Below are 19,912 nucleotides of genomic sequence, written 5' to 3' on the forward strand. Positions count from 1 at the left end.
GCTCAGGTAACTTACGAAACCCAATGATGAATTTATAATAACAATTAATTTTTGTGAAGCCTTACTCCGCTGTTGTTGGATCAATAATAGTAGCTACCTCACTGATGGAATTAGCAGGGAATCCCCCCTGTTTTGCATGCTCAAGAACCATTTCTTCATTGGGGGCGATATAAATACAATAAATTTTATCACCTGTTACATAACTGTGTATCCATTGAATTTGTGGTCCCATATTGCTTAATACACCACAGGAAGTTTGAGAAATTGCTTTCAATTGTTCTCCTGAAAGCTTACCGGCACCAGGAATTTCGCGTTCAATAACATACTTAGGCATGACTTCTGTTTTATGTTTTCTCCTTATGACTGTTAAATCTTGATCTTGTTCATTCTGGGGGCATTTACAGGCTTTTGTCTTATGGGGGTAGTCAGGGGAGAAGTAAAAAAATATGTACCCAAATATAAGCATTTATTTAAAAAGATCTCCGGAAATGTGATACCCAGTATCGTGTCTGGTATTGCATTTCCGGAGTTGCTCTATAAGGAATTATGCCTGTTTATTGGGCCGGATCAGGAAAATTAGCGTCCCAACCAAGGAACCGGTCCCCGCTTGCGCTGTTATAATAATCATAGATGGGGGACTCCTCGAAAGGATAAGGAAGGCCATCCCGGCTATACGCTGTCGCCTCTGGGGATAGCATTGCTCAGTAAATGGTAGCTATTTATCCAGCCACTGTTTAAATAGAGGCACTTTCTCTTTACTGACTAACACCTCTCTTTCAGGATCCCGTTTAAGGGTAATTTTCAGCTTGCCATTGAAATAGTGCTGGATATTATCGATGCTGCTGATATTGATAATATGCTGTCGGTTGGCGCGGAAAAATTGCGAAGGATCTAATTGTTCTTCTAATTCGTCCATGGTATGAGTAAGAACTACCTGTGTTTTATCTTTCAGTGCCAGATGGGTTACATTAAAAGCATAAAAGATAAAGTCTACATCTGCCACCAGTACTGTTTTATAGCCATCGCGGAAAGGTAGCATGAACCGGCTGCGATAGGTCACTTCTTTTTGTTTAAAGAATTCCAGCAGTTGTTGCACCATTTCGGTGGAATCTGCTGGCGCAGCCTGTTGATGTATACGGTCCAGTGCTTGTTTCAGGTCGTCTTTTTCAATGGGTTTTAAGAGGTAGTCGATACTATTTACTTTAAATGCGCGGATAGCGTATTCGTCGTACGCGGTGGTGAAAATAACCGGACAGGTAAGTGTTACCTGTGGAAATATATCGAACGATAAGCCGTCTGCCAGGCGGATATCCATCAACACGGCATCCGGATGTGAATGTTGTCTGAACCAGGCTACACTGGCAGAAACGGTATCCAGCATCGCTTCTATGATGATATCTGGTGCAATGTCCAGCAGGATGTTTTTTAAGCGGGTGGCATTTGGTTTTTCATCTTCAATAATCACAACACGCATGACAGTTATCTTTTAAAAGTTAAGTAAAGGCAGCATCACCATAAATTGCCCATTTTGTTCTTTGATGGTGGTAGACTGATCGGATAACAACCGATAACGGTTACGGATATTTTCCAGTCCCAGTTTGGTAGAAGGGATGTTGGTAGGAATGAGCTGTATGTTATTGCTGACAATGAGCTGGCTGGTATCATCCAGGTAAATGTGTATATGCAATGGCTGCGCAGCAGATGCCACATTATGCTTGATGGCATTTTCAATGAGTAGTTGTAGCGTAATAGGTGGAATACCTTTTGACAAGATGGATTCCGGGATGGTGGTTTGTATATCTACATTGTCGCCATGGCGAATCTTTATCAGGTAAGTGAATGCCTGTATAAATTTCAGTTCTTCCCGGAGGGTAATAATGTCATTGTGGAGGTTGATAATCATGTACCGGTACACCCTGGAAAGGTTTTCCAGGAATGCCAGTGCGGTGCTTTTGTCTTCTTCAATAAGCGCGGAAAGTGTGCTGAAATTATTGAACATGAAATGTGGGTCCAGCTGTAATTTCAGCGACTGTAATTCTGCCTGCATGGCAATTTGCTTTAGTTCCGCCGCTTTGAGCTTCAGTGCGGAGGCTTCCAGCATAGATGTTTTCCAGCGTTGCAGCAGGTAGTTGCCTGTTTGTACGGCGCTGAGAAGAATAGATACCATAACGCATACAAACCCTACCTGCCATTGATCCAGCTTTTCCGGGCCATTGTCTTTTGGGTCTGGCGCGGGGCCGAAGATAAAAGTAAGTACAATGGTGAGTATGGTGAGTAGCAGGAATACAGAGATAATCTGACAAAATAATTGAGCCGCAAACCGTCTTAAAGGCCATTCTTCCCAGGGAATTCGTTTGTCCATCCACCGGGCAGATAACAGGCTGATTTCTGTCACCAATCCGCAGAAGATCATGATGACCAGCCATTCAATGAGCAATTCACTCCAGGGCCGTGTAGACAGTTCGTCCCAGTATTTACTAAAGGGGTTTACCAGGTAAGACAACAGGTAGTATAAAAGAAATATAACGGGAATAATCAGTATCCTGTAATACCTGTTGAATAACCTGGTTTGTTTTGTTTGAGATGGATTCATTATGCGTATTTAGCCACGCTTAAATATAAATAATTCGGCGGTACTTCTTATTTCCAGCCTCCCCCCAGTGAGCGGTAAAGGTCTACAGCAGCACTCAGCTGATCGCGTTGCAGTGCTGCCAGGTCCAGTTCACTTTGCAGCACATTGCTTTGTGCATTGAGTACTTCCAGGTAAGTAGCCATACCACTTTGAAACAGCAGGCCGGCATGGTGGGTGGCGCTTTGCAGTTGTTCCACCCTTACCTGTGTGATGGCATGCTGCGCCTGCAGCTTGTCTAATTTGACCAATGCATCAGACACTTCTCCAACAGCCGTGAGTACAGATTGTTTAAATTCAATCACTGACTTTTCCTCTTCCAGTTTAGCTATTTCCCAGTCTGTTTTTAATTTTTTCCGTTGGAAGATGGGTTGTGTAATACTGCCGCCTACTGTTTCAAAAAGGCTGCCGGGTATATTGAACCAATTGCTGGCTTTAAATGAGTTAACGCCGGCGCTGGCGGTAATATTCAGTGCCGGGTACATACTGGCTCTTGCCACACCGGTGCGGGCATTAGCTGCTTTGGCGGCCAGCTCAGCGGCGTGTACATCCGGCCGTTGCGTGAGCAGGGCGGCTGGTACACCAGCTGATAGTGGGAGGTTGAAACGAATGGATTGCAGGCGGCTCTGGCGGATAATAGCGCCCGGTAAGGCACCGGTGAGCAGTTGCAGCGCATTTTCCTGCAATGTAATTTCCTGTGCTATCTTAGGTAACAGGGCGGCGGCTACCTGCCGTTGGGCCTGTGTTTGCTCAATAGCCAGGGTAGTAATTTGTCCTGACGTAAACTGTAGCTGCATGATTTGCAGGGTGCTGTCTGTCAGCGCCAGGTTTTTAGCAGCTATTTCCTGTTGGGCATCCAGCATCAGGAGGTTGTAATACCCCTGGGCAACGTCGCTCACAATTTTTGTTTGCACCGCTTTGGAGGCTTCGCCAGTTTGAAGGTACGTAGCCAGGGCCGCCTCTTTCAGCCGGTTGATTTTTCCCCAGGCGATCACCTCCCAGCTAAGTCCCAGGTTGGCGTTGTAGTCGTCCATGTATTTGGTGCCCATAAACTGCTCTGATAAAGAGCCATTTAAGCTGTTTTTAGACGGCCAGTTGCGGTTCGCTTGTACTTGCAGGTTCAGGTCGGGCAAGGCGCCTAAACGGGCTGTTTTAAGCGTTTGTGCAGCAATGGCTACATTCCGGATAGCTACCTGCAGGTCGAAGTTTTTGATCAGGGCGCTGTCGATCAGCGTCTGCAACACGGGATCGGTGAAAAATGCTTTCGCAGGTAACAGCCCGATATTATTGCTGTCTGCCGGTAATGTAGCGCTGCGGTACTGCGTGGGCAGCGGGGTATCGGGTCTGCTGAAATCTTTGCCCACACGGCAGGCCATCATCAGGCTGCTGAAACCCACTATTATCAGTAAACGTTTGATATGTTTATTCATTTTTTTGCTGTTTTGGGAGATGATGATTAAGCGGTGGCGGTTTCCAGCTTCGGTTCAGGTGTCGGAGTGATTTTTTTACCAGTTACTTTCTCCTGTAAGAACTGGAATATCACAAATAACACCGGGATGATAAATACACCGAGAATAACGCCGGACAACATACCACCGGCAGTACCAATACTGATGGAGTGATTACCTAATGCAGAAGGTCCTTTTACTACCATCAGCGGAATCAGTCCGGCCACAAAGGCCAGTGATGTCATGATGATGGGCCGTAACCTGAGCTTAGCTGCTTCCAGTGCTGCCGCTAACAGGGTTTTTCCTGCACGGCGCCGTTGTACGGCAAATTCCACAATCAGGATGGCATTTTTGGCGAGCAAGCCTATCAGCATCACCAGTCCTACCTGCACATAAATATTGTTGTCGATGCCAGCCAGTGAAATGGCGGCAAACACCCCGAATATACCTGTGGGAATAGAGAACAATACGGCCAGCGGTAACAGGTAACTTTCGTATTGCGCCGCCAGCAGGAAGTACACGAAAATGATGGCCAGCGCAAAAATCATGATCATCTGGTTACCGGAAGTGGTTTCTTCTTTACTCAACCCTGTCCATTCATAGCTATAGCCTGCCGGCAGTTTGGTGGCCGCGAGCTTTTCTACTGCCTTAATAGCATCTCCGGTACTGTATCCCGGCTTGGGCATGGCGTTAATGGCGATGGAATTAAAAAGATTATAGCGGTTCATCATCTCCGGTCCATATACTTTTTTCAGCGTAATGATACTGTTCACGGGTACCATCTCGCCCTGGTCGTTCTTCACAAAAATCCCTTCCAGGCTAGCGGCATTGCTACGTGATTCCGGGGTGGCCTGTACCATAACCCGGTAGTATTTACCGAAACGGTTAAAGTCGTTCGCCTGGTTACTGCCATAGTAGGTTTGCACCGTCATCATAAGGTCGCTCACGCTCACGCCCAGTTGTTTGGCTTTCACGGCATCCACCATTATTTCATATTGGGGGAAGTCGGCTTTGAACATGGTAAAGGCGGCGCCGATTGCCGGTGTCTGCATCATCTCAGCAATGAAGCGATTGGTTACCTCACTGAACTTTTCTATAGATCCGCCGGTACGGTCCTGTAGTACCATTTCCAATCCGTTGAAGGTACCAAACCCCGGTACGGTAGGGAAAGTAAATACGCTGAAGGTCCCTTCTTTAAGTGCGCTCAGCTCCCCGTTTAACAGCCCTACGATATCATCTATCTGTTGTACTTCGCCACGTTCTTTAATAGGTTTGAGTTTTACAAACCCCATCGCATATGCCGGACTGGCGCCATTACTCAGGATATTATACCCGGAGATACTGGTAGCAGATTCAATCATCGGCAGCTTTTTAAGGATGCTGTCTGCCTGATGTAAAACTTTAGTCGTGCGGTCTAACCCTGCCCCTGGAGGCAGTGATAAAGAGTAAGCCACAAAGCTGCCGTCTTCATTGGGGATAAAGCCTTTGGGCGTGGTGGTCATGAGCCAGCCGGTTAGAAGCGTTACCAGTAATAAACCGCCCATGCTTACCCATTTATGTGCGATCAGCCATTTTACACCGCGGGTGTATTTGTTGGTCATCGCCTGGAAGCTGGTATTGAATGCCGTGAAAAATCTGCGGGAGAACCCCTGTGGGCCGTGACTGGCACCATCTTCCCCGGCATGCGTATTTTTTAGAAATAAGGCGCACAACGCAGGACTCAATGTCAGCGCATTTAAGGCTGAGATAAGGATGGCAATAGCCAGCGTAAAAGCAAACTGCCTGTAGAATACGCCGGTAGGGCCTTCCATAAATCCTACCGGGAGGAATACCGCTGCCATTACCAACGTAATGGATAAAATGGCGCCGGTTATTTCACTCATCGCCGACATCGTAGCGGCTCTGGCGGGCAAATGTGTTCGTTCCATTTTGCTATGTACCGCTTCCACTACCACAATGGCATCATCTACCACAATACCAATTGCCAGCACCAGGGCAAACAGGGTGAGCATGTTGATAGAGAATCCCATCATCTGTAAGAAGAAGAAGGTACCTACCAGCGATACGGGAACGGCGATAGCCGGGATCAGCGTGGATCTGAAGTCCTGCAAAAACAGGAATACAATTATGAATACCAGTATAAATGCTTCTACCAGTGTTGACTTTACCTGTGCAATAGATACGTCCAGCTGTTCTTTGGTGCTCATGGTCACCTGGCATTTAATGCCTTTGGGAAACGTTTTGGCGGCATTATCCATTACCTGCCGGATACTGGTTTGTATTTCGTTGGCATTGGAACCGTTGGTCTGGAAAATGGCCATGGTAACGGCATCTTTACCATTTACTTTGTTATCGGTGGTATAGTTGGCAGATCCCAGCTCTATGCGGGCCAGGTCTTTCAGGTATAACACAGATCCATCGGAGGCTGCACGGATAACGATTTTTTCAAACTGTTCGGGCTTATTGAATTTACCCTGGTAGTTGATCACATACGACAAGGGCTCATTGGTGCCTTCACCGAATTTACCTGGCGCTGCTTCGAGGCTCTGGTCGCGGATAGCGTTCATGATTTCTGTTGGCGTAACGTTGTAGGCCGACAGCTGTTCCGGCTTCAGCCAGATGCGCATCGCGTAATCTTTGGCACCGAAGATCTGTGCCTGTCCTACGCCGGGGATACGTTTAATTTCCGGGATGACGTTGATCTTGGCAAAATTCTGCAGAAAGGCTTCATCATATTTCTGTTTATCCTCGCTGAGGATATCGAGGATCATGATCATGCCACTTTGTTGTTTGGTGGTGGTAATGCCCGCCTGCACTACTTCAGCAGGAAGTTGGCTGGTGACCTGTGCCACGCGGTTTTGTACATTCACGGCGGCCTGGTCCGGATCGGTGCCCAGCTTAAAGAAAACGGTAACAGAACCCACGCCGTCATTGCCGGCATTAGATTGTATATAGGTCATGTTCTCTACCCCGTTGATGGCTTCTTCCAGTGGTGTTACCACAGAGCGCAATACGGTAGCGGCATTTCCTCCCGGAAAGGAGGCGCTGACTACCACGCTGGGAGGTGCAATATCGGGAAACTGTGTAATGGGCAGACGGGAAAGGCCTACCAGTCCCAGGATAACCAGGATAACGGAAATCACCGTAGCTAATACGGGACGTTGTATGATTTTGTTCAGCATAACTCAGTATCGTTTTGTGCAGCGGAACTGCGCACTTACTTTTTGGGTGTTGGTTGGGTACCGGCAGGTGTTATCACACTGCCTTCAGCCAGGGTTTCTATGCCGGCAGTAATAATTTTATCGCCACGTTTTAACCCCTCTTTTACGATGAATTGATCGCCGTTGCTGCCGGCTAACTGTAGGATCCGGCGTTTTACAACATTGCTGTCGCCCAGTTCATACACAAATACTTTATCCTGCATTTCCAGGGTAGCGGCTTGGGGCACTTGCAGTACGCCGGTGAACAGCTGTTCAATTTTCACTTTGCCGGTATTGCCGGAACGGAGAGTGGCGCCGGGATTAGGAAAGGTGGCGCGTAAGCTGATGGCCGCGGTAGTTTTATTAAACTGGCCATCTACCATTTCAATGCGTCCTTTTTGTTGAAATTCATCTCCATTGGAAAGTATCAGGCTTACCGGGCGTAATTGCCGGAGTTGTTGCTGTAAACTGGCTCCGGAAGCACCTTTGCTGAAGTTCATGAAATCATTTTCACTCATAGAGAAATATGCATACACTTCGCTGATATCAGACAAGGTGGTTAATGGTGTAGCATCTGCTCTGCCTACCAGGTTGCCCACTCTTTTGGGGATACGACCGATATAGCCGCTTACCGGGGCTTTTACCAGGGTAAAGTCTACATTAATGCGGGAGGCTGCAACCGCGGCTTTAGCCTGCTCTACATTGGCTTTGGCAGTTTGAAGGGCTGCGTTGGCCGTTTTCAGCTGCATTTCAGCTACTACTTTGTTTACTACCAGTGGCCTTATTTTGTCGGCTTCCAGTTCGGCGGTAGTAACCGCCGATTCCATGGCGCGGAGGTTGGCGATATCTTTATTCAGCTGTTCCCGGTAGGGGCGGTCATTGATTTGGAAAAGTGGTTGTCCGGCTTTTACAAAGCTACCTTCGTCTATAAATATTTTATCGAGATAGCCATCTACCTGTGGCCGTATATCTACGTTCACTTTTCCTTCCAATACAGCGGAATATTGGCTGCTGGTCATGGCGCTGCTGGTATCCAGTGTGATAACCGGCAACTCAGGCGCAGGCATAGCGCCGTTTGTGGCTTCGGCTCCTGCATGGGTGCCACATCCGTATAAGGCAACTGCTATCAGTAATCCGGGGAAGTAAGCTGTTTTATATGTCATTGCCATCTGATTATTTTTTATATAATAGAAGGCAAATATCAATAGAGACGGGAGCTGAGATGGCGCGAAAGTAAACGAACCGGAAAAAATGGCGGATGAACCGGAAAAAGGGGATAGTGAAATTTAGATGACAGCTACTGCCTGTTGGCAGCCTAAACAGGTAGTAGCTGAGTGGTTAATGCATCCATGTTTTTGGGTTACAGGGCTATTTCAAACAGGCTGGAGGTTCCGCCCCGGTAGTGTGCCGGTAGCTCGGGTGCATCCCCGGTAGCTACCACCCCGAGATAATTGAATCCGCAGCTGACGTAGTAGTTGTTCAGTTTGTCGTTGCCGCTGCCGGTATCCATTCTGATAAATTGTTTATGTTTAGCACTGGCAAAGCTTTTAGACCAGTCCACGATTTTTTTCACATAGCCATTGCCGCGAAAATCGGGATGGGTAGCTATCCGGTGAATATAAATAGCCGGATCTTTATCTTTTTCTTTCCAGATAAAAGGATCTTCAAAGGCAATAGAGAAAACACATACAATTTGTTGTTGGACAACTATTTTCCACAATCTTTTTTCTCGTATTTCATTTTCTATCAGTGTCCTGTCAAAGCCCAACCAGTGCTTCTGCGCTACTTTTTTCTGCAGGATAGTGCCTGCATCGTACAAGCTGAATATGACGTCAATGTCTTCGATAGTACTGTTCATAATTTCCATGAGATATGAATTTAACGAGTGTAAAATTCAAACTTTCTTATCATTTAAAACAGATTCACTTTTGTTTATTTTGACCAGATCAGATTTTGTGTAAGTCTTTGTGGAGTGGGTTTCGTATAATATGTGTATCTTCATCATATAACAAGAAAAGAGATGAGATTAACAATATCAGGATATTCTACCGCCTTATTCTCTACCTGGTATCTTTTGGAGGAACTGGGTATTTTGATGGATGCGGGCGATGGACTTACATCGGCATTATTACAAAAGAGCAGGAAAATTAATTATGTATTTATATCACACGCCGACCGGGATCACCTCACCGGACTGGTGCAACTAAACCAGCTCAACGCGCGCGACGGCTTCCCGGTAATTTGCTATCCACGAGACAGCAAATCATTTCCGGCCATGGCCGAATTCCTCCACAGATTTGACCCGCACACCAGCGGTATACAATGGAGGGCAGTAGGTCCCGGCGATGAAATTTGGGTGAAAGATGACCTGGTAGTAGTTCCTATCCGGAATGAGCATGTCACCACAGATCCCCATATTATCAGAAGCCTGAGCTATAAAGTGATGCAGGTAAAGCAGAAAGTAAAGCCGGAACTGGCAGCGCTGCCTCCGGCCACATTAAAGCAAATCATTATGGAAAAAGGAAAGGAAAGCACCACGATGGAGGTGAGAACCAACCTGGTTGCCTATTCCGGCGATACACCCGTAGAAGATCTGCAACGCTGGGACCAATCCGGTATCCTGATACATGAAGCTACTTTCTTAGCCAGCGAAGGAGATGTAAAGGTAGTAGCACATAAAAATAAGCACAGCAAACTGGAAGAAGTGATGGAAATGGTAAGTAATATCAAGGTAGAACAGCTCATCCTGGGGCACTTTTCCTCCCGGTATTCAGCGGAGCAGATAGATCATGCTATTAAAGATTTGTGCAATAAATACGCGATTAATATTCCGGTATTCCGTTTATTACCCGGACTAACCCTGAAGGATATACTTTCTGGGAACCCGGTTAATAAGTAATGTGGTAGCAGGTTCTGTATATGTGCTGTAAAATATTTTTAGAAATATTTTTGAGAGATTTGTTTTTGTGGAATTTTATTTCCTACATTTGCATCCCGCTACAAAAGGTCGGAGACGGGGCGTAGCGTAGCCCGGTATCGCGCCTGCTTTGGGAGCAGGAGGTCGCAGGTTCGAATCCTGCCGCCCCGACTAAGTGAAGAAGCCTACTCAGAAATGAGTAGGCTTCTTTGTTTTTAATGGGCGTAGCCTAGCGTTATGGTATCTCGTACCGCTATAAGCGGCAAGGTCGCAGGTTCGAATCCTGCCGCCCCGACTAAGTGAAGAAGCCTACTCAGAAATGAGTAGGCTTCTTTGTTTTTAATGGGCGTAGCCTAGCGTTATGGTATCTCGTACCGCTATAAGCGGCAAGGTCGCAGGTTCGAATCCTGCCGCCCCGACTAAGTGAAGAAGCCTACTCAGAAATGAGTAGGCTTCTTTGTTTTTAATGGGCGTAGCCTAGCGTTATGGTATCGCGTACCGCTATAAGCGGCAAGGTCGCAGGTTCGAATCCTGCCGCCCCGACTTAGTAAAGAAGCTTACTCAGAAATGAGTAGGCTTCTTTGTTTTTAATGGGCGTAGCCTAGCGTTATGGTATCTCGTACCGCTATAAGCGGCAAGGTCGCAGGTTCGAATCCTGCCGCCCCGACTAAGTGAAGAAGCCTACTCAGAAATGAGTAGGCTTCTTTGTTTTTAATGGGCGTAGCCTAGCGTTATGGTATCTCGTACCGCTATAAGCGGCAAGGTCGCAGGTTCGAATCCTGCCGCCCCGACTAAGTGAAGAAGCCTACTCAGAAATGAGTAGGCTTCTTTGTTTTTAATGGGCGTAGCCTAGCGTTATGGTATCGCGTACCGCTATAAGCGGCAAGGTCGCAGGTTCGAATCCTGCCGCCCCGACTTAGTAAAGAAGCTTACTCAGAAATGAGTAGGCTTCTTTGTTTTTAATGGGCGTAGCCTAGCGTTATGGTATCTCGTACCGCTATAAGCGGCAAGGTCGCAGGTTCGAATCCTGCCGCCCCGACTAAGTGAAGAAGCTTACTCAGAAATGAGTAGGCTTCTTTGTTTTTAATGGGCGTAACCTAGCGTTATGGTATCTCGTACCGCTATAAGCGGCAAGGTAGCAGGTTCGAATCCTGCCGCCCCGACTTAGTAAAGAAGCTTACTCAGAAATGAGTAGGCTTCTTTGTTTTTAATGGGCGTAACCTAGCGTTATGGTATCTTGTACCGCTATAAGCGGCAAGGTCGCAGGTTCGAATCCTGCCGCCCCGACTAAGTGAAGAAGCCTACTCAGAAATGAGTAGGCTTCTTTGTTTTTAATGGGCGTAACCTAGCGTTATGGTATCTCGTACCGCTATAAGCGGCAAGGTCGCAGGTTCGAATCCTGCCGCCCCGACTAAGTGAAGAAGCCTACTCAGAAATGAGTAGGCTTCTTTGTTTTTAATGGGCGTAGCCTAGCGTTATGGTATCTCGTACCGCTATAAGCGGCAAGGTCGCAGGTTCGAATCCTGCCGCCCCGACTAAGTGAAGAAGCCTACTCAGAAATGAGTAGGCTTCTTTGTTTTTAATGGGCGTAGCCTAGCGTTATGGTATCTCGTACCGCTATAAGCGGCAAGGTCGCAGGTTCGAATCCTGCCGCCCCGACTAAGTAAAGAAGCTTACTCAGAAATGAGTAGGCTTCTTTGTTTTTAATGGGCGTAGCCTAGCGTTATGGTATCTCGTACCGCTATAAGCGGCAAGGTCGCAGGTTCGAATCCTGCCGCCCCGACGAAAAAATGAAACCCTTCAGATCGTTGGATTTGAAGGGTTTCTTAATTTAAATAATATTGCATCCATTCGGTCTAAAAGCGTCACTACTTTCAATTTTAATACGTTACAGGAAGTTCGAATCCATTTAAGTTCGGAAAATATTATTTAGCGTTAGCATACTGCGTTAACCCATCAATTCTTTTGTCGCTGCTTTAATAAATCCTGCCTTATCCTTTTTCACTTCTTTCAACATTGCTTTTCTGTCATCCGGAATAGGAAAATATTTTTCGGCCCATAGATGTATTTCAATCAGTACAGGCATTAAGTCAACTCCCTTTTTGGTTAACCGGTATAACACTTTTGCTTTACTATCCGGATGGTCTAATTTCTCAATGATCTTATTTTCTTCAAGAGATTGTAGTCGTGAAGCCAAAATATTCGTGGCTATGCGTTCCTGGGCTTTTAGAAAGTCGCCATAAGTACACTCTTTTGCAAACATTAAATCCCTGATAATCAACAGCGACCACTTGTCTCCCCATATATCAAGCGAGTTGCTGATAGGGCAATCTGATCTTTTTTTCGTTTTGTTCATAAAAAATATATTTCAAATATACACTTGCATATTGCAAGTAATGTTTACATTTGCACTTGCAATATGCAAGTAAAATTACAAAACGTTGAGACATGAAACAAACAATATTAATAACTGGCGCTTCTTCAGGTTTTGGATTGCTGACTGCCCAAAAGCTCCATGAAAGTGGCTTCCAGGTAATTGGAACAAGTCGTAACCCCGAAAAATACCAGGCTAAACTGCCGTTTAAATTGTTGGCATTGGATATTGCCGATTACAACTCAATCGCGTCTTTTAGTAAGAAACTCTTCAGGGAGATCAATAAGTTGGATGTGCTTATAAACAATGCAGGATACTTAGTGACAGGGCTTGCCGAAGAAACCACAATTGAAATAGGCAAACAGCAGTTTGAAACCAATTTTTGGGGCACTGTTAAACTTACAAACGAGTTGTTGCCTTATTTCAGAAAACAGAAGCAAGGCAAGATAATTACCGTAGGTTCTATTCTTGGGTTGATTAGTCTTCCCAATGTCGCTTATTACGCAGCTTCAAAACATGCATTGGAAGGATATTTCAAAGCCTTGCGGCTTGAATTAAATCAATTTAATATACAGGTCAGCATGGTTGAACCTTCGAGCTTCAAGACAAATATTGGTAATAGTTCAACCGCCGCAACAGGGGATATCAAAGATTACGATGTATTTCGAAAAAAGATTTCAGCTTATTCTAAAACTCAGTTTGAGAATGCACCAGGGCCAGAACCTGTTATAAATACGGTTTTGAAAATCATAAATGAAAAAGCGCCAAAATACAGTTATCCTGTTGGCAAAGGAACTTCTATGCTTCTAACCATGCAACGTTTTGCATATAACGTACTTGAAAGTACTGTTTTGAAAAGGGTGAATGCTGCGAAATAATTTAAAAGAGCTCTGGCAAAAAATGAAAAAAAACATTCCTAATAATATTACAAATCATAGCAAAGACAAACGCATCCCCTGCCAAAAATACTGTAGCAAACAATGATGTCAAAACCGACTTAGGTATTACATTTAAAAATGTAAAAACACAATCTGTCAATATTGGTGGAACAGATTTCTGTTATCGAAAACTTGGTGATAATAATGCTGGTGTACCGGTAATTTTTTTAAACCACTTAGGCGCCACAATGGATAATTGCGATCCCAGGATTATGGATGGCATTGCTTCAGAGCATCAGATAATTTGTTTTGACAATCGTGGTGTTGGTGCTACGAAAGGTAAAACGCCGAAAACTATTGGTGAAATGGCAAAAGATGCAAGAGCATTTATTCATGCTTTAGGGTATGAAAAAGTCGATTTGGTTGGCTTTTCGATGGGCGGTTTTATTTCGCAGGAAATATTACTTCAGGAGCCACAGCTTGTTCGCAAAGCTGTAATAACAGGTACTGGCCCGGCCGGTGGTGAAGGGATCAAAAATGTTACAAAGATTACTTATGCAGACATTCTAAGAGGCCTATTTAGTTTTAAAGATGCAAAAACTTATCTTTTTTTCAATAGAAATGAAAATGGAAAGAAATCGGCAAAAGAGTTTTTAGCCCGGCTAAAGGAACGCATAGAAAACCGTGACAAAAAGATGAGCTTTAGCAACCTCCAAAGACAACTTAAGGCTATCCATGCCTGGGCGCTGCAAACACCACAGGATCTATCAGTAATCAAGCAACCTGTATTAGTGGCAAATGGCGATAATGACAGAATGGTGCAGAGCAGTAATACTCATGAATTAAGCAAGCGTATTCCCAATTCCGAATTAATCATATATAAAGATGCCGGCCATGGTGGTATGTATCAATATCATGAGGCGTTCGTAAAAAGTGCATTAGCGTTTTTAGCGAAGTAAGCTATTTATGAATAACAATTAATAAAAATGAAAGCATTTATTATAAACCGATACGGCAAAAAAGAAAATTTGCAATCTGCCGAGATCGCAGAACCGGTTTTAAGGGCAAATGATGTATTAGTGCAGATTCACGCTGCCAGTGTAAATGTTCTGGATTCCAAAATAAAAAATGGTGACTTTAAGTTAATTCTACCTTATAAACCTCCTATTACGCTGGGACACGACGTAGCGGGAATCGTAATAAAAGTAGGTTTAGGTGTAAAACAATTCAAAACCGGCGATGAAGTGTATGCGCGTCCGGCAGATCATAGGATTGGCACTTTTGCAGAACTTATTGCGATTAATGAAAACGATGTTGCATTAAAGCCCGGAAATTTGTCAATGGAAGAAGCTGCGTCTATTCCATTGGTTGGTTTAACCGCATGGCAGGCGCTGGTTGAAAAGGCAAATGTGAAGAAAGGGCAAAAAGTTTTCATCCAGGCAGGTTCTGGTGGTGTGGGCACATTTGCCATTCAGTTAGCGAAACATTTGGGCGCTACTGTAGCTACCACAACAAGTGCCAGTAATATTGATTTAGTCAAAAGTCTCGGTGCAGATATTGTAATTGATTATAGAAAAGAGGATTTTGAAACACTATTGAAAGATTACGATATAGTATTAAATAGTCAGGATGCAAAGACTCTTGAAAAGTCTTTGCGAATATTAAAACCCGGGGGAAAACTTATTTCTATCTCTGGTCCGCCTGATCCCAGTTTTGCAGAAGAAATCAAAGCGCCCTGGTTCATGAAATTGATAGTGCGCCTTCTGAGCGCCGGAGTGAGAAAAAAAGCAAAGCGACTCAATGTAAGCTATTCATTCCTTTTCATGAGGGCAGAAGGAACTCAATTAGGCCAAATTACTTCACTTATTGATGCAGGTATCATAAAACCAGTTATTGACAAGGTATTTCCATTTGAGCAAACCAATGAAGCTATGGGGTATGTGGAAACAGGGCGTGCAAAAGGTAAAGTTGTTATCAAAATAAAATAAAACTATTGCTGAAAAAAATCAGCTACTTCAATAAGAACTAACCATTGTCTTAAGAAAATCGGTTTCCAGCGGTAAAACAGCAATAATTGTCTGATTAGTTTGCTTTGTCATTTTGTCATGTTAATTAGATACTTTTGCTATTCCTTATTAAGGCTTACAAAGCCAGTTAAAATCTTTAAATCCTGTATCGGCAGGTTCGAAATTTGTCCAGCTGACCCAACTTGATTGGACAGAATGGTTTTTATGCCATCCTATCCTTTTTTATTTTGACCTATAACGCTGTTCAGACTTGCAATTAGCTTGAATGCGCTATTATTTCCCCGGTTAGTCAGCAATTGAACGCAAACCAACAGATATGATTTCTAAGTTTTTGATCATCTATCACAAGCTCGCGAATATCATCCGGCAATTGATTACGTTGCCATTCACATTCTTTTTTGCCCATATCTTCTTTCTCATTTTCTTTAACAGATTCCTTAACCGCTTTAATGGCATAGGCGGCTGCTCCAAGTTCGTGGGCAGCGACGTGCGCCGTCACAGCTGCCTGCCCTGCAGCATAAGCCGCATTTCGGGCAGCACCTTTTAAATTTCTTGCTGCTGCCATGGCATGGCCACCCGCTTCACGGCACTGCATCATTTTAATCTCGCCACGCACCCATGCCCGAATTTGTTCGATAGCCAAACGAGGACGAGGGTCAGAAGGTTGCACTGCTTCGAAAAAGTGCAACACATGCTCCGCACAATCAGCCGCCCATAGGGCAAGTAAATGATGATGCGAATCTGTTAAGGTGCCGCCTCGTCTTATAGTTATAAATCTCGGGTCTCTATCCTTTGGCAAGATCATCGTTTGCGGTTGTAATGGTGTAAAAAAAAGCGGTATGAAAAACGAATTTAGTTCTGACCTGTCAAATCAGCTAACAATCACAAACCAGGTAGCATAATGTTAAGATCAAAGCCCGGCGAACTGCTGGCCTATTATCGGATTTGAACTGAAATACTTTCCCGGCGACATCCGCGTAAACTGATAGAAGGACTTAATGAGATGTGATTGATCATAGTAGCCTGCCTCATAGGCACATGCTGTCAGTGTCTTTTCCGGGTAACACCTTTTGTGGCTGATAAAGAAGTTGAACTTCAGTATCGCGCAAAGGTTTTTAGGAGTAATACCTACGTGTTTTTTGAACAAGTCATCGTAATGTTTAGGGGTGATACCGCTCTTTTTGATGAGGTCCCCAACGGCTATCACGCCATTACTGTTGAGAATTTGCCCTAGCGAATATTCTATATATGGATTGCTCCCGGGCTTGAGTAAATCTGCCAGGTAGTTTTCTATATTTTGAAAAGTATCTTCCGGATTGTCGGTAATGTGATTCCAGAAACCATGCCCGGGCAATACCTCATCCAACGGCAGCACAGCCGCATTCAGCGCGTGAAGTGGTAAATTTAAGAGATGATACAGGGTATGAGGAAAAAAACGGATGCCATAGAGTTTGGCGCCGGGAAACATTTTTAACCGATAGCATTCCAGCGTCTGTCCCGCAAGGAGCGCGTACGGTTCCTCTATCCAGGTGTTAGTCTTGCTTTGCCGCTGGGAACAATTAGGGGTCAGGTAAAAAATCAGCTCGTGATGCCCGTCTGGAATGATCTCCTCTTCATACACAGGGTCGTCGGTTGTCAACTCCATATACCAGATCGATTTCACGAATTTGGCGATGCTAACTGGTATGTAGTTTCTGAAAAGTATCATTACAGAAAGTTAACTAAAAATGCGCTTAAATCACCACTTCATATTTTTACAATTCCACAGGCCCGGGAATCACTAGCTTTAGTGTAAAACTCATGAAACTGATTCCGCTTTTGCTCTTATTGGCAACTGTAGCTAATGCGCAGAAGAACGTCGCCAACTTTTCTGTTTGGAAGCCGAAAGAGGGGCAAGCCGCCAATTTCGAAGCAGGCTATAAACAACACCTCCGCTGGCATCTCGCCAATAAAGATACGTGGAACTGGTATGGCTGGTACTTCATTGCCGGTCCACGTGATGGTCAATTCCTGGATGCCAGCTTTGGCCATTCCTGGGATGAATTCGACCACCGGGTTAATCCTTCAGGCGATGCCGCCGACAATGCACTGCATACCGAGCCTTTCGCCGACTTTCTGGAAGGGTATAAAGTGATCAGATTAACCTTGTCCGACCCTGAAGACAGCGTTGTGCTGGGTTCAAGACTGATGCGCATGCTGACTATCCGGGTCACCAATACCGAAGCGGCCATTAAATTTGTTGGAACACTCAAACAAAAAGTACGAAAATTCCTGGCTTACCAGGTGGTTGATGGGGGAGATCTGAACCAATTAATAGTATTCATCGGCTCAGAGAATTTCGAAGAATATGGTAGGTCTGCTACCCTGATTGACAATCCGGACACCCAAAATGGGATTGGCTCCATTAAATCGGAGACCCTGGTTTTCCGGCGTGATATGAGTATAAATTTTTACTGATTGGATTAGATTATGTATCGTGTTTAGCAGATCATTAGCAGCCTATTTAGTCCGGATTTTTCCTTTGGAGCACGATGAATGCAAGGAAGAACCTGACTTTCAGGATGGTCAACCGCTAACCTCCATAAGTGCCCAATACCTAAGCTGATTGGACGTGCATCAGGTGTAGCCTGATAATGTAAATCAAAGAAATGGTCACTTAGAAATGATTCAAAATCTTCCGCTGTTCCCTGAAATAGCTTTTTAAGCTCATCACGTATTTCGGGGATAAGTATTTTCTTTATTCCTTGTGAATTTGGTAATATTTCACTGGAATCGCCATAATAGGTGCATAAAAAGGTATTGGTTGGTATGGGAGAGCGATCCACATGAAAGGAATAAACATCAGTTGGAAAAAACGGATAGGCGTCATCCTGATCATAGTGGTTGATCACATTCAGGGTAGGCGATGCGCCGTATGCTTTTAATAGCTTCCAGTCATTTAAAAGAACTTCGCGGGCAAGTTGTCCTTGCTCACTTAGCTGAAGTGCACTTAGCTCCGCTGGTTCAATGGTCGTTATATTTTCGCTTAGTGTCACTTTATTAACAATCTCAGCAAAATCACCTGTCAGATGACGCGTCCAGCAAATCGCATTAATTTCTCCGCTGAATGGCGTAGCAACAAGGTCTTGAAAGTTCGTGACGTATTGAATGTGTTTCTCAGCAGGAGATAAATCTATCATAGTAGTGAGTATAAATATAGAATCATTTGACAACGAAGTAGCCGGTCAATTTACTTTTTCTTAATTGAAACCTAATTTGGAAAGATAGCATGCTTTTTCTTTTATGAATCAGGAAAAGGATTCACAGGCAATTGCCTCAGCTTGTCACAAAGATACAATGATATAACTGTTTCTTTATCAAGACTTTTAACGGATGTTGTGCTGTTAGTCTATTTAATACAAAGTATTAAGATGAAGAAATCCGTCATCACGGACTATTACCGTTGTCGTTAATAATGAACCTATTAAGCCCCACCCGCTTTAATAGCGCATGGGGCTTAAATAATCAGCGGATATTGTGTTATATTAGGTAGCTTAAAACGATACTTTTTACATTGTTGCGCAGCAATTTGTGAATGCACTGTTGTAAGAAGTAAGAGAGAACCGGTCTTTTATTCAGCGAAATATAGAAGATGCCTATGCAATATCTGCCGTCGCTTCCATTAAAGTCATATGTAAAGGGATACTGGGTTTTTACCAGTGAACAGGACATGACGAATCAAACATTTTTTCCGAGTGGATATATTGATTTCGCTGTCAATATATCCGGCGGTACTGCCAGCACTATTATCAACGGACGTCCGATCGATATGCCTAAGGTTGAGGTGTTGGGGCAGTTAACTGTACCTACCCGGCTTACGGTTGCCAAAGGAATGATGGTACTGATTGCGCGGATTTTTCCTTATGCCAATGCGCTCTTTTTTCCCAATCCCATTTCATCATTTACCAATGATTCAGTAGACCTGGAAGGTGTGCTGGGTAAAGTATCTGCCGAATTTTATGACAAGCTGATGGAGGCTCCCTCTATTGAACAAAAAGTAAAAGAGCTGGATCAGTTCCTGGTGCAACGATTGTTAGGCAGCAAGCAACGCAGTAATAAAATTACTATGCTGGAGCAGATCTGTAGCCATATCGGGGCAGAAGGGGAATTGTTTAATATTAAGTTGCTGGCCCATAAATATGGTTTCTCCGAACGTTATATCCAGCAGTTATTTCTCGATAATGTAGGGCTTACCCCAAGAGCATTCTTTCATATACAACGATTTAATAAAAGCCTGGAATTGATTCATGGTGGTGAGCGATCGCTGACCAGCATTGCCTACGACTGTGGCTATTTTGACCAGGCGCATTTCATCCGGGAGTTCAGAAAATTTACCGGCGTTACACCGTCGGAAATCCGTGCCGGGCAAATGGTATCGGGGGTGTAATTGGCTGCCGCAC

At 44.5% G+C, this 19,912-nt stretch carries 17 protein-coding genes and 14 tRNA genes; 20 read left to right on the forward strand and 11 right to left on the reverse strand.

Annotated elements, in window-relative coordinates; all coding sequences use genetic code 11:
• Positions 1–61 precede the first annotated feature (61 nt).
• The 7 genes from AC5ZC7_RS00145 to AC5ZC7_RS00175 form a co-directional block, all read right to left on the reverse strand.
• Positions 62–334: a nickel-binding protein gene (locus tag AC5ZC7_RS00145; RefSeq protein ID WP_496163111.1), complete on the reverse strand. Its 273-nt coding sequence runs from the start codon at positions 332–334 to the stop codon at positions 62–64.
• A 381-nt stretch (positions 335–715) separates the two neighbouring features.
• Entirely contained in the window at positions 716–1,474 is a 759-nt protein-coding gene (locus tag AC5ZC7_RS00150; RefSeq protein WP_496163110.1) for a LytTR family transcriptional regulator DNA-binding domain-containing protein, read from the reverse strand.
• 12 nt (positions 1,475–1,486) lie between these two features.
• Positions 1,487–2,593: a histidine kinase gene (locus AC5ZC7_RS00155; protein WP_496163109.1), complete on the reverse strand. Its 1,107-nt coding sequence runs from the start codon at positions 2,591–2,593 to the stop codon at positions 1,487–1,489.
• Between the two features lie 47 nt (positions 2,594–2,640).
• A complete protein-coding gene (locus tag AC5ZC7_RS00160; protein WP_496163108.1) occupies positions 2,641–4,059 on the reverse strand; it encodes an efflux transporter outer membrane subunit in 1,419 nt (472 codons plus the stop codon).
• A 26-nt stretch (positions 4,060–4,085) separates the two neighbouring features.
• Positions 4,086–7,259: an efflux RND transporter permease subunit gene (locus AC5ZC7_RS00165; protein ID WP_496163107.1), complete on the reverse strand. Its 3,174-nt coding sequence runs from the start codon at positions 7,257–7,259 to the stop codon at positions 4,086–4,088.
• Positions 7,260–7,294: 35 nt separating this feature from the next.
• Positions 7,295–8,446 carry an efflux RND transporter periplasmic adaptor subunit gene (locus AC5ZC7_RS00170; protein ID WP_496163106.1) on the reverse strand — a complete coding sequence of 384 codons (1,152 nt, stop codon included), beginning with the start codon at positions 8,444–8,446 and terminating at the stop codon, positions 7,295–7,297.
• A gap of 191 nt (positions 8,447–8,637) precedes the next feature.
• On the reverse strand, positions 8,638–9,144 hold the full coding sequence (locus tag AC5ZC7_RS00175) for a GNAT family N-acetyltransferase (RefSeq protein WP_496163105.1): 507 nt from the start codon (positions 9,142–9,144) through the stop codon (positions 8,638–8,640).
• Positions 9,145–9,297: 153 nt separating this feature from the next.
• On the opposite strand from AC5ZC7_RS00175, the gene AC5ZC7_RS00180 reads away from it, so the two are divergent.
• From AC5ZC7_RS00180 to AC5ZC7_RS00250, 15 genes are all read left to right on the forward strand, one after another.
• Positions 9,298–10,176: an MBL fold metallo-hydrolase gene (locus AC5ZC7_RS00180; protein WP_496163104.1), complete on the forward strand. Its 879-nt coding sequence runs from the start codon at positions 9,298–9,300 to the stop codon at positions 10,174–10,176.
• Between the two features lie 115 nt (positions 10,177–10,291).
• Positions 10,292–10,365, forward strand: a tRNA-Pro gene (locus tag AC5ZC7_RS00185).
• A 47-nt stretch (positions 10,366–10,412) separates the two neighbouring features.
• A tRNA-Tyr gene (locus AC5ZC7_RS00190) sits at positions 10,413–10,486 on the forward strand.
• A 50-nt stretch (positions 10,487–10,536) separates the two neighbouring features.
• Positions 10,537–10,610 (forward strand) — tRNA-Tyr (locus AC5ZC7_RS00195).
• Between the two features lie 50 nt (positions 10,611–10,660).
• A tRNA-Tyr gene (locus AC5ZC7_RS00200) sits at positions 10,661–10,734 on the forward strand.
• Positions 10,735–10,784: 50 nt separating this feature from the next.
• Positions 10,785–10,858, forward strand: a tRNA-Tyr gene (locus tag AC5ZC7_RS00205).
• A 50-nt stretch (positions 10,859–10,908) separates the two neighbouring features.
• Positions 10,909–10,982: transfer RNA gene (locus tag AC5ZC7_RS00210), tRNA-Tyr, on the forward strand.
• A gap of 50 nt (positions 10,983–11,032) precedes the next feature.
• A tRNA-Tyr gene (locus AC5ZC7_RS00215) sits at positions 11,033–11,106 on the forward strand.
• A gap of 50 nt (positions 11,107–11,156) precedes the next feature.
• Positions 11,157–11,230, forward strand: a tRNA-Tyr gene (locus AC5ZC7_RS00220).
• 50 nt (positions 11,231–11,280) lie between these two features.
• Positions 11,281–11,354: transfer RNA gene (locus tag AC5ZC7_RS00225), tRNA-Tyr, on the forward strand.
• Between the two features lie 50 nt (positions 11,355–11,404).
• A tRNA-Tyr gene (locus tag AC5ZC7_RS00230) sits at positions 11,405–11,478 on the forward strand.
• A 50-nt stretch (positions 11,479–11,528) separates the two neighbouring features.
• Positions 11,529–11,602 (forward strand) — tRNA-Tyr (locus AC5ZC7_RS00235).
• Positions 11,603–11,652: 50 nt separating this feature from the next.
• Positions 11,653–11,726, forward strand: a tRNA-Tyr gene (locus AC5ZC7_RS00240).
• A 50-nt stretch (positions 11,727–11,776) separates the two neighbouring features.
• Positions 11,777–11,850: transfer RNA gene (locus AC5ZC7_RS00245), tRNA-Tyr, on the forward strand.
• 50 nt (positions 11,851–11,900) lie between these two features.
• Positions 11,901–11,974: transfer RNA gene (locus tag AC5ZC7_RS00250), tRNA-Tyr, on the forward strand.
• A gap of 168 nt (positions 11,975–12,142) precedes the next feature.
• Here the strand turns inward: AC5ZC7_RS00250 and AC5ZC7_RS00255 are convergent.
• Positions 12,143–12,550: a winged helix-turn-helix transcriptional regulator gene (locus AC5ZC7_RS00255; protein WP_130544578.1), complete on the reverse strand. Its 408-nt coding sequence runs from the start codon at positions 12,548–12,550 to the stop codon at positions 12,143–12,145.
• 92 nt (positions 12,551–12,642) lie between these two features.
• Here AC5ZC7_RS00255 and AC5ZC7_RS00260 point away from each other — a divergent pair, with 92 nt between their 5' ends.
• The 3 genes from AC5ZC7_RS00260 to AC5ZC7_RS00270 all read left to right on the forward strand — a co-directional run bounded on the left by AC5ZC7_RS00260 (position 12,643) and on the right by AC5ZC7_RS00270 (position 15,434).
• Entirely contained in the window at positions 12,643–13,446 is an 804-nt protein-coding gene (locus tag AC5ZC7_RS00260) for an SDR family NAD(P)-dependent oxidoreductase (protein ID WP_291921473.1), read from the forward strand.
• 272 nt (positions 13,447–13,718) lie between these two features.
• Positions 13,719–14,405, forward strand: coding sequence for an alpha/beta fold hydrolase (locus AC5ZC7_RS00265; RefSeq protein WP_511911313.1), 687 nt, complete (start codon positions 13,719–13,721; stop codon positions 14,403–14,405).
• A gap of 27 nt (positions 14,406–14,432) precedes the next feature.
• Positions 14,433–15,434 (forward strand): zinc-binding dehydrogenase, encoded by a 1,002-nt coding sequence (locus AC5ZC7_RS00270; RefSeq protein WP_496160157.1) that lies wholly within the window; start codon positions 14,433–14,435, stop codon positions 15,432–15,434.
• Positions 15,435–15,762: 328 nt separating this feature from the next.
• On the opposite strand, the gene AC5ZC7_RS00275 is transcribed toward AC5ZC7_RS00270, so the two are convergent.
• Positions 15,763–16,278: a putative immunity protein gene (locus AC5ZC7_RS00275; protein ID WP_496160156.1), complete on the reverse strand. Its 516-nt coding sequence runs from the start codon at positions 16,276–16,278 to the stop codon at positions 15,763–15,765.
• Between the two features lie 105 nt (positions 16,279–16,383).
• Positions 16,384–17,181 (reverse strand): DUF6597 domain-containing transcriptional factor, encoded by a 798-nt coding sequence (locus AC5ZC7_RS00280; RefSeq protein ID WP_496160155.1) that lies wholly within the window; start codon positions 17,179–17,181, stop codon positions 16,384–16,386.
• Between the two features lie 92 nt (positions 17,182–17,273).
• Between AC5ZC7_RS00280 and AC5ZC7_RS00285 the strand changes: the two genes are divergently transcribed.
• Positions 17,274–17,930 (forward strand): hypothetical protein, encoded by a 657-nt coding sequence (locus AC5ZC7_RS00285; protein ID WP_496160154.1) that lies wholly within the window; start codon positions 17,274–17,276, stop codon positions 17,928–17,930.
• A 23-nt stretch (positions 17,931–17,953) separates the two neighbouring features.
• Here AC5ZC7_RS00285 and AC5ZC7_RS00290 read toward each other — a convergent pair whose 3' ends face one another.
• On the reverse strand, positions 17,954–18,652 hold the full coding sequence (locus AC5ZC7_RS00290; RefSeq protein ID WP_496160153.1) for a hypothetical protein: 699 nt from the start codon (positions 18,650–18,652) through the stop codon (positions 17,954–17,956).
• 452 nt (positions 18,653–19,104) lie between these two features.
• On the opposite strand from AC5ZC7_RS00290, the gene AC5ZC7_RS00295 reads away from it, so the two are divergent.
• Entirely contained in the window at positions 19,105–19,899 is a 795-nt protein-coding gene (locus AC5ZC7_RS00295) for a helix-turn-helix domain-containing protein (protein ID WP_496160152.1), read from the forward strand.
• The last annotated feature ends 13 nt before the right edge of the window (positions 19,900–19,912 follow it).

The organism is Chitinophaga sp. 9-1-y, from assembly GCF_059511905.2.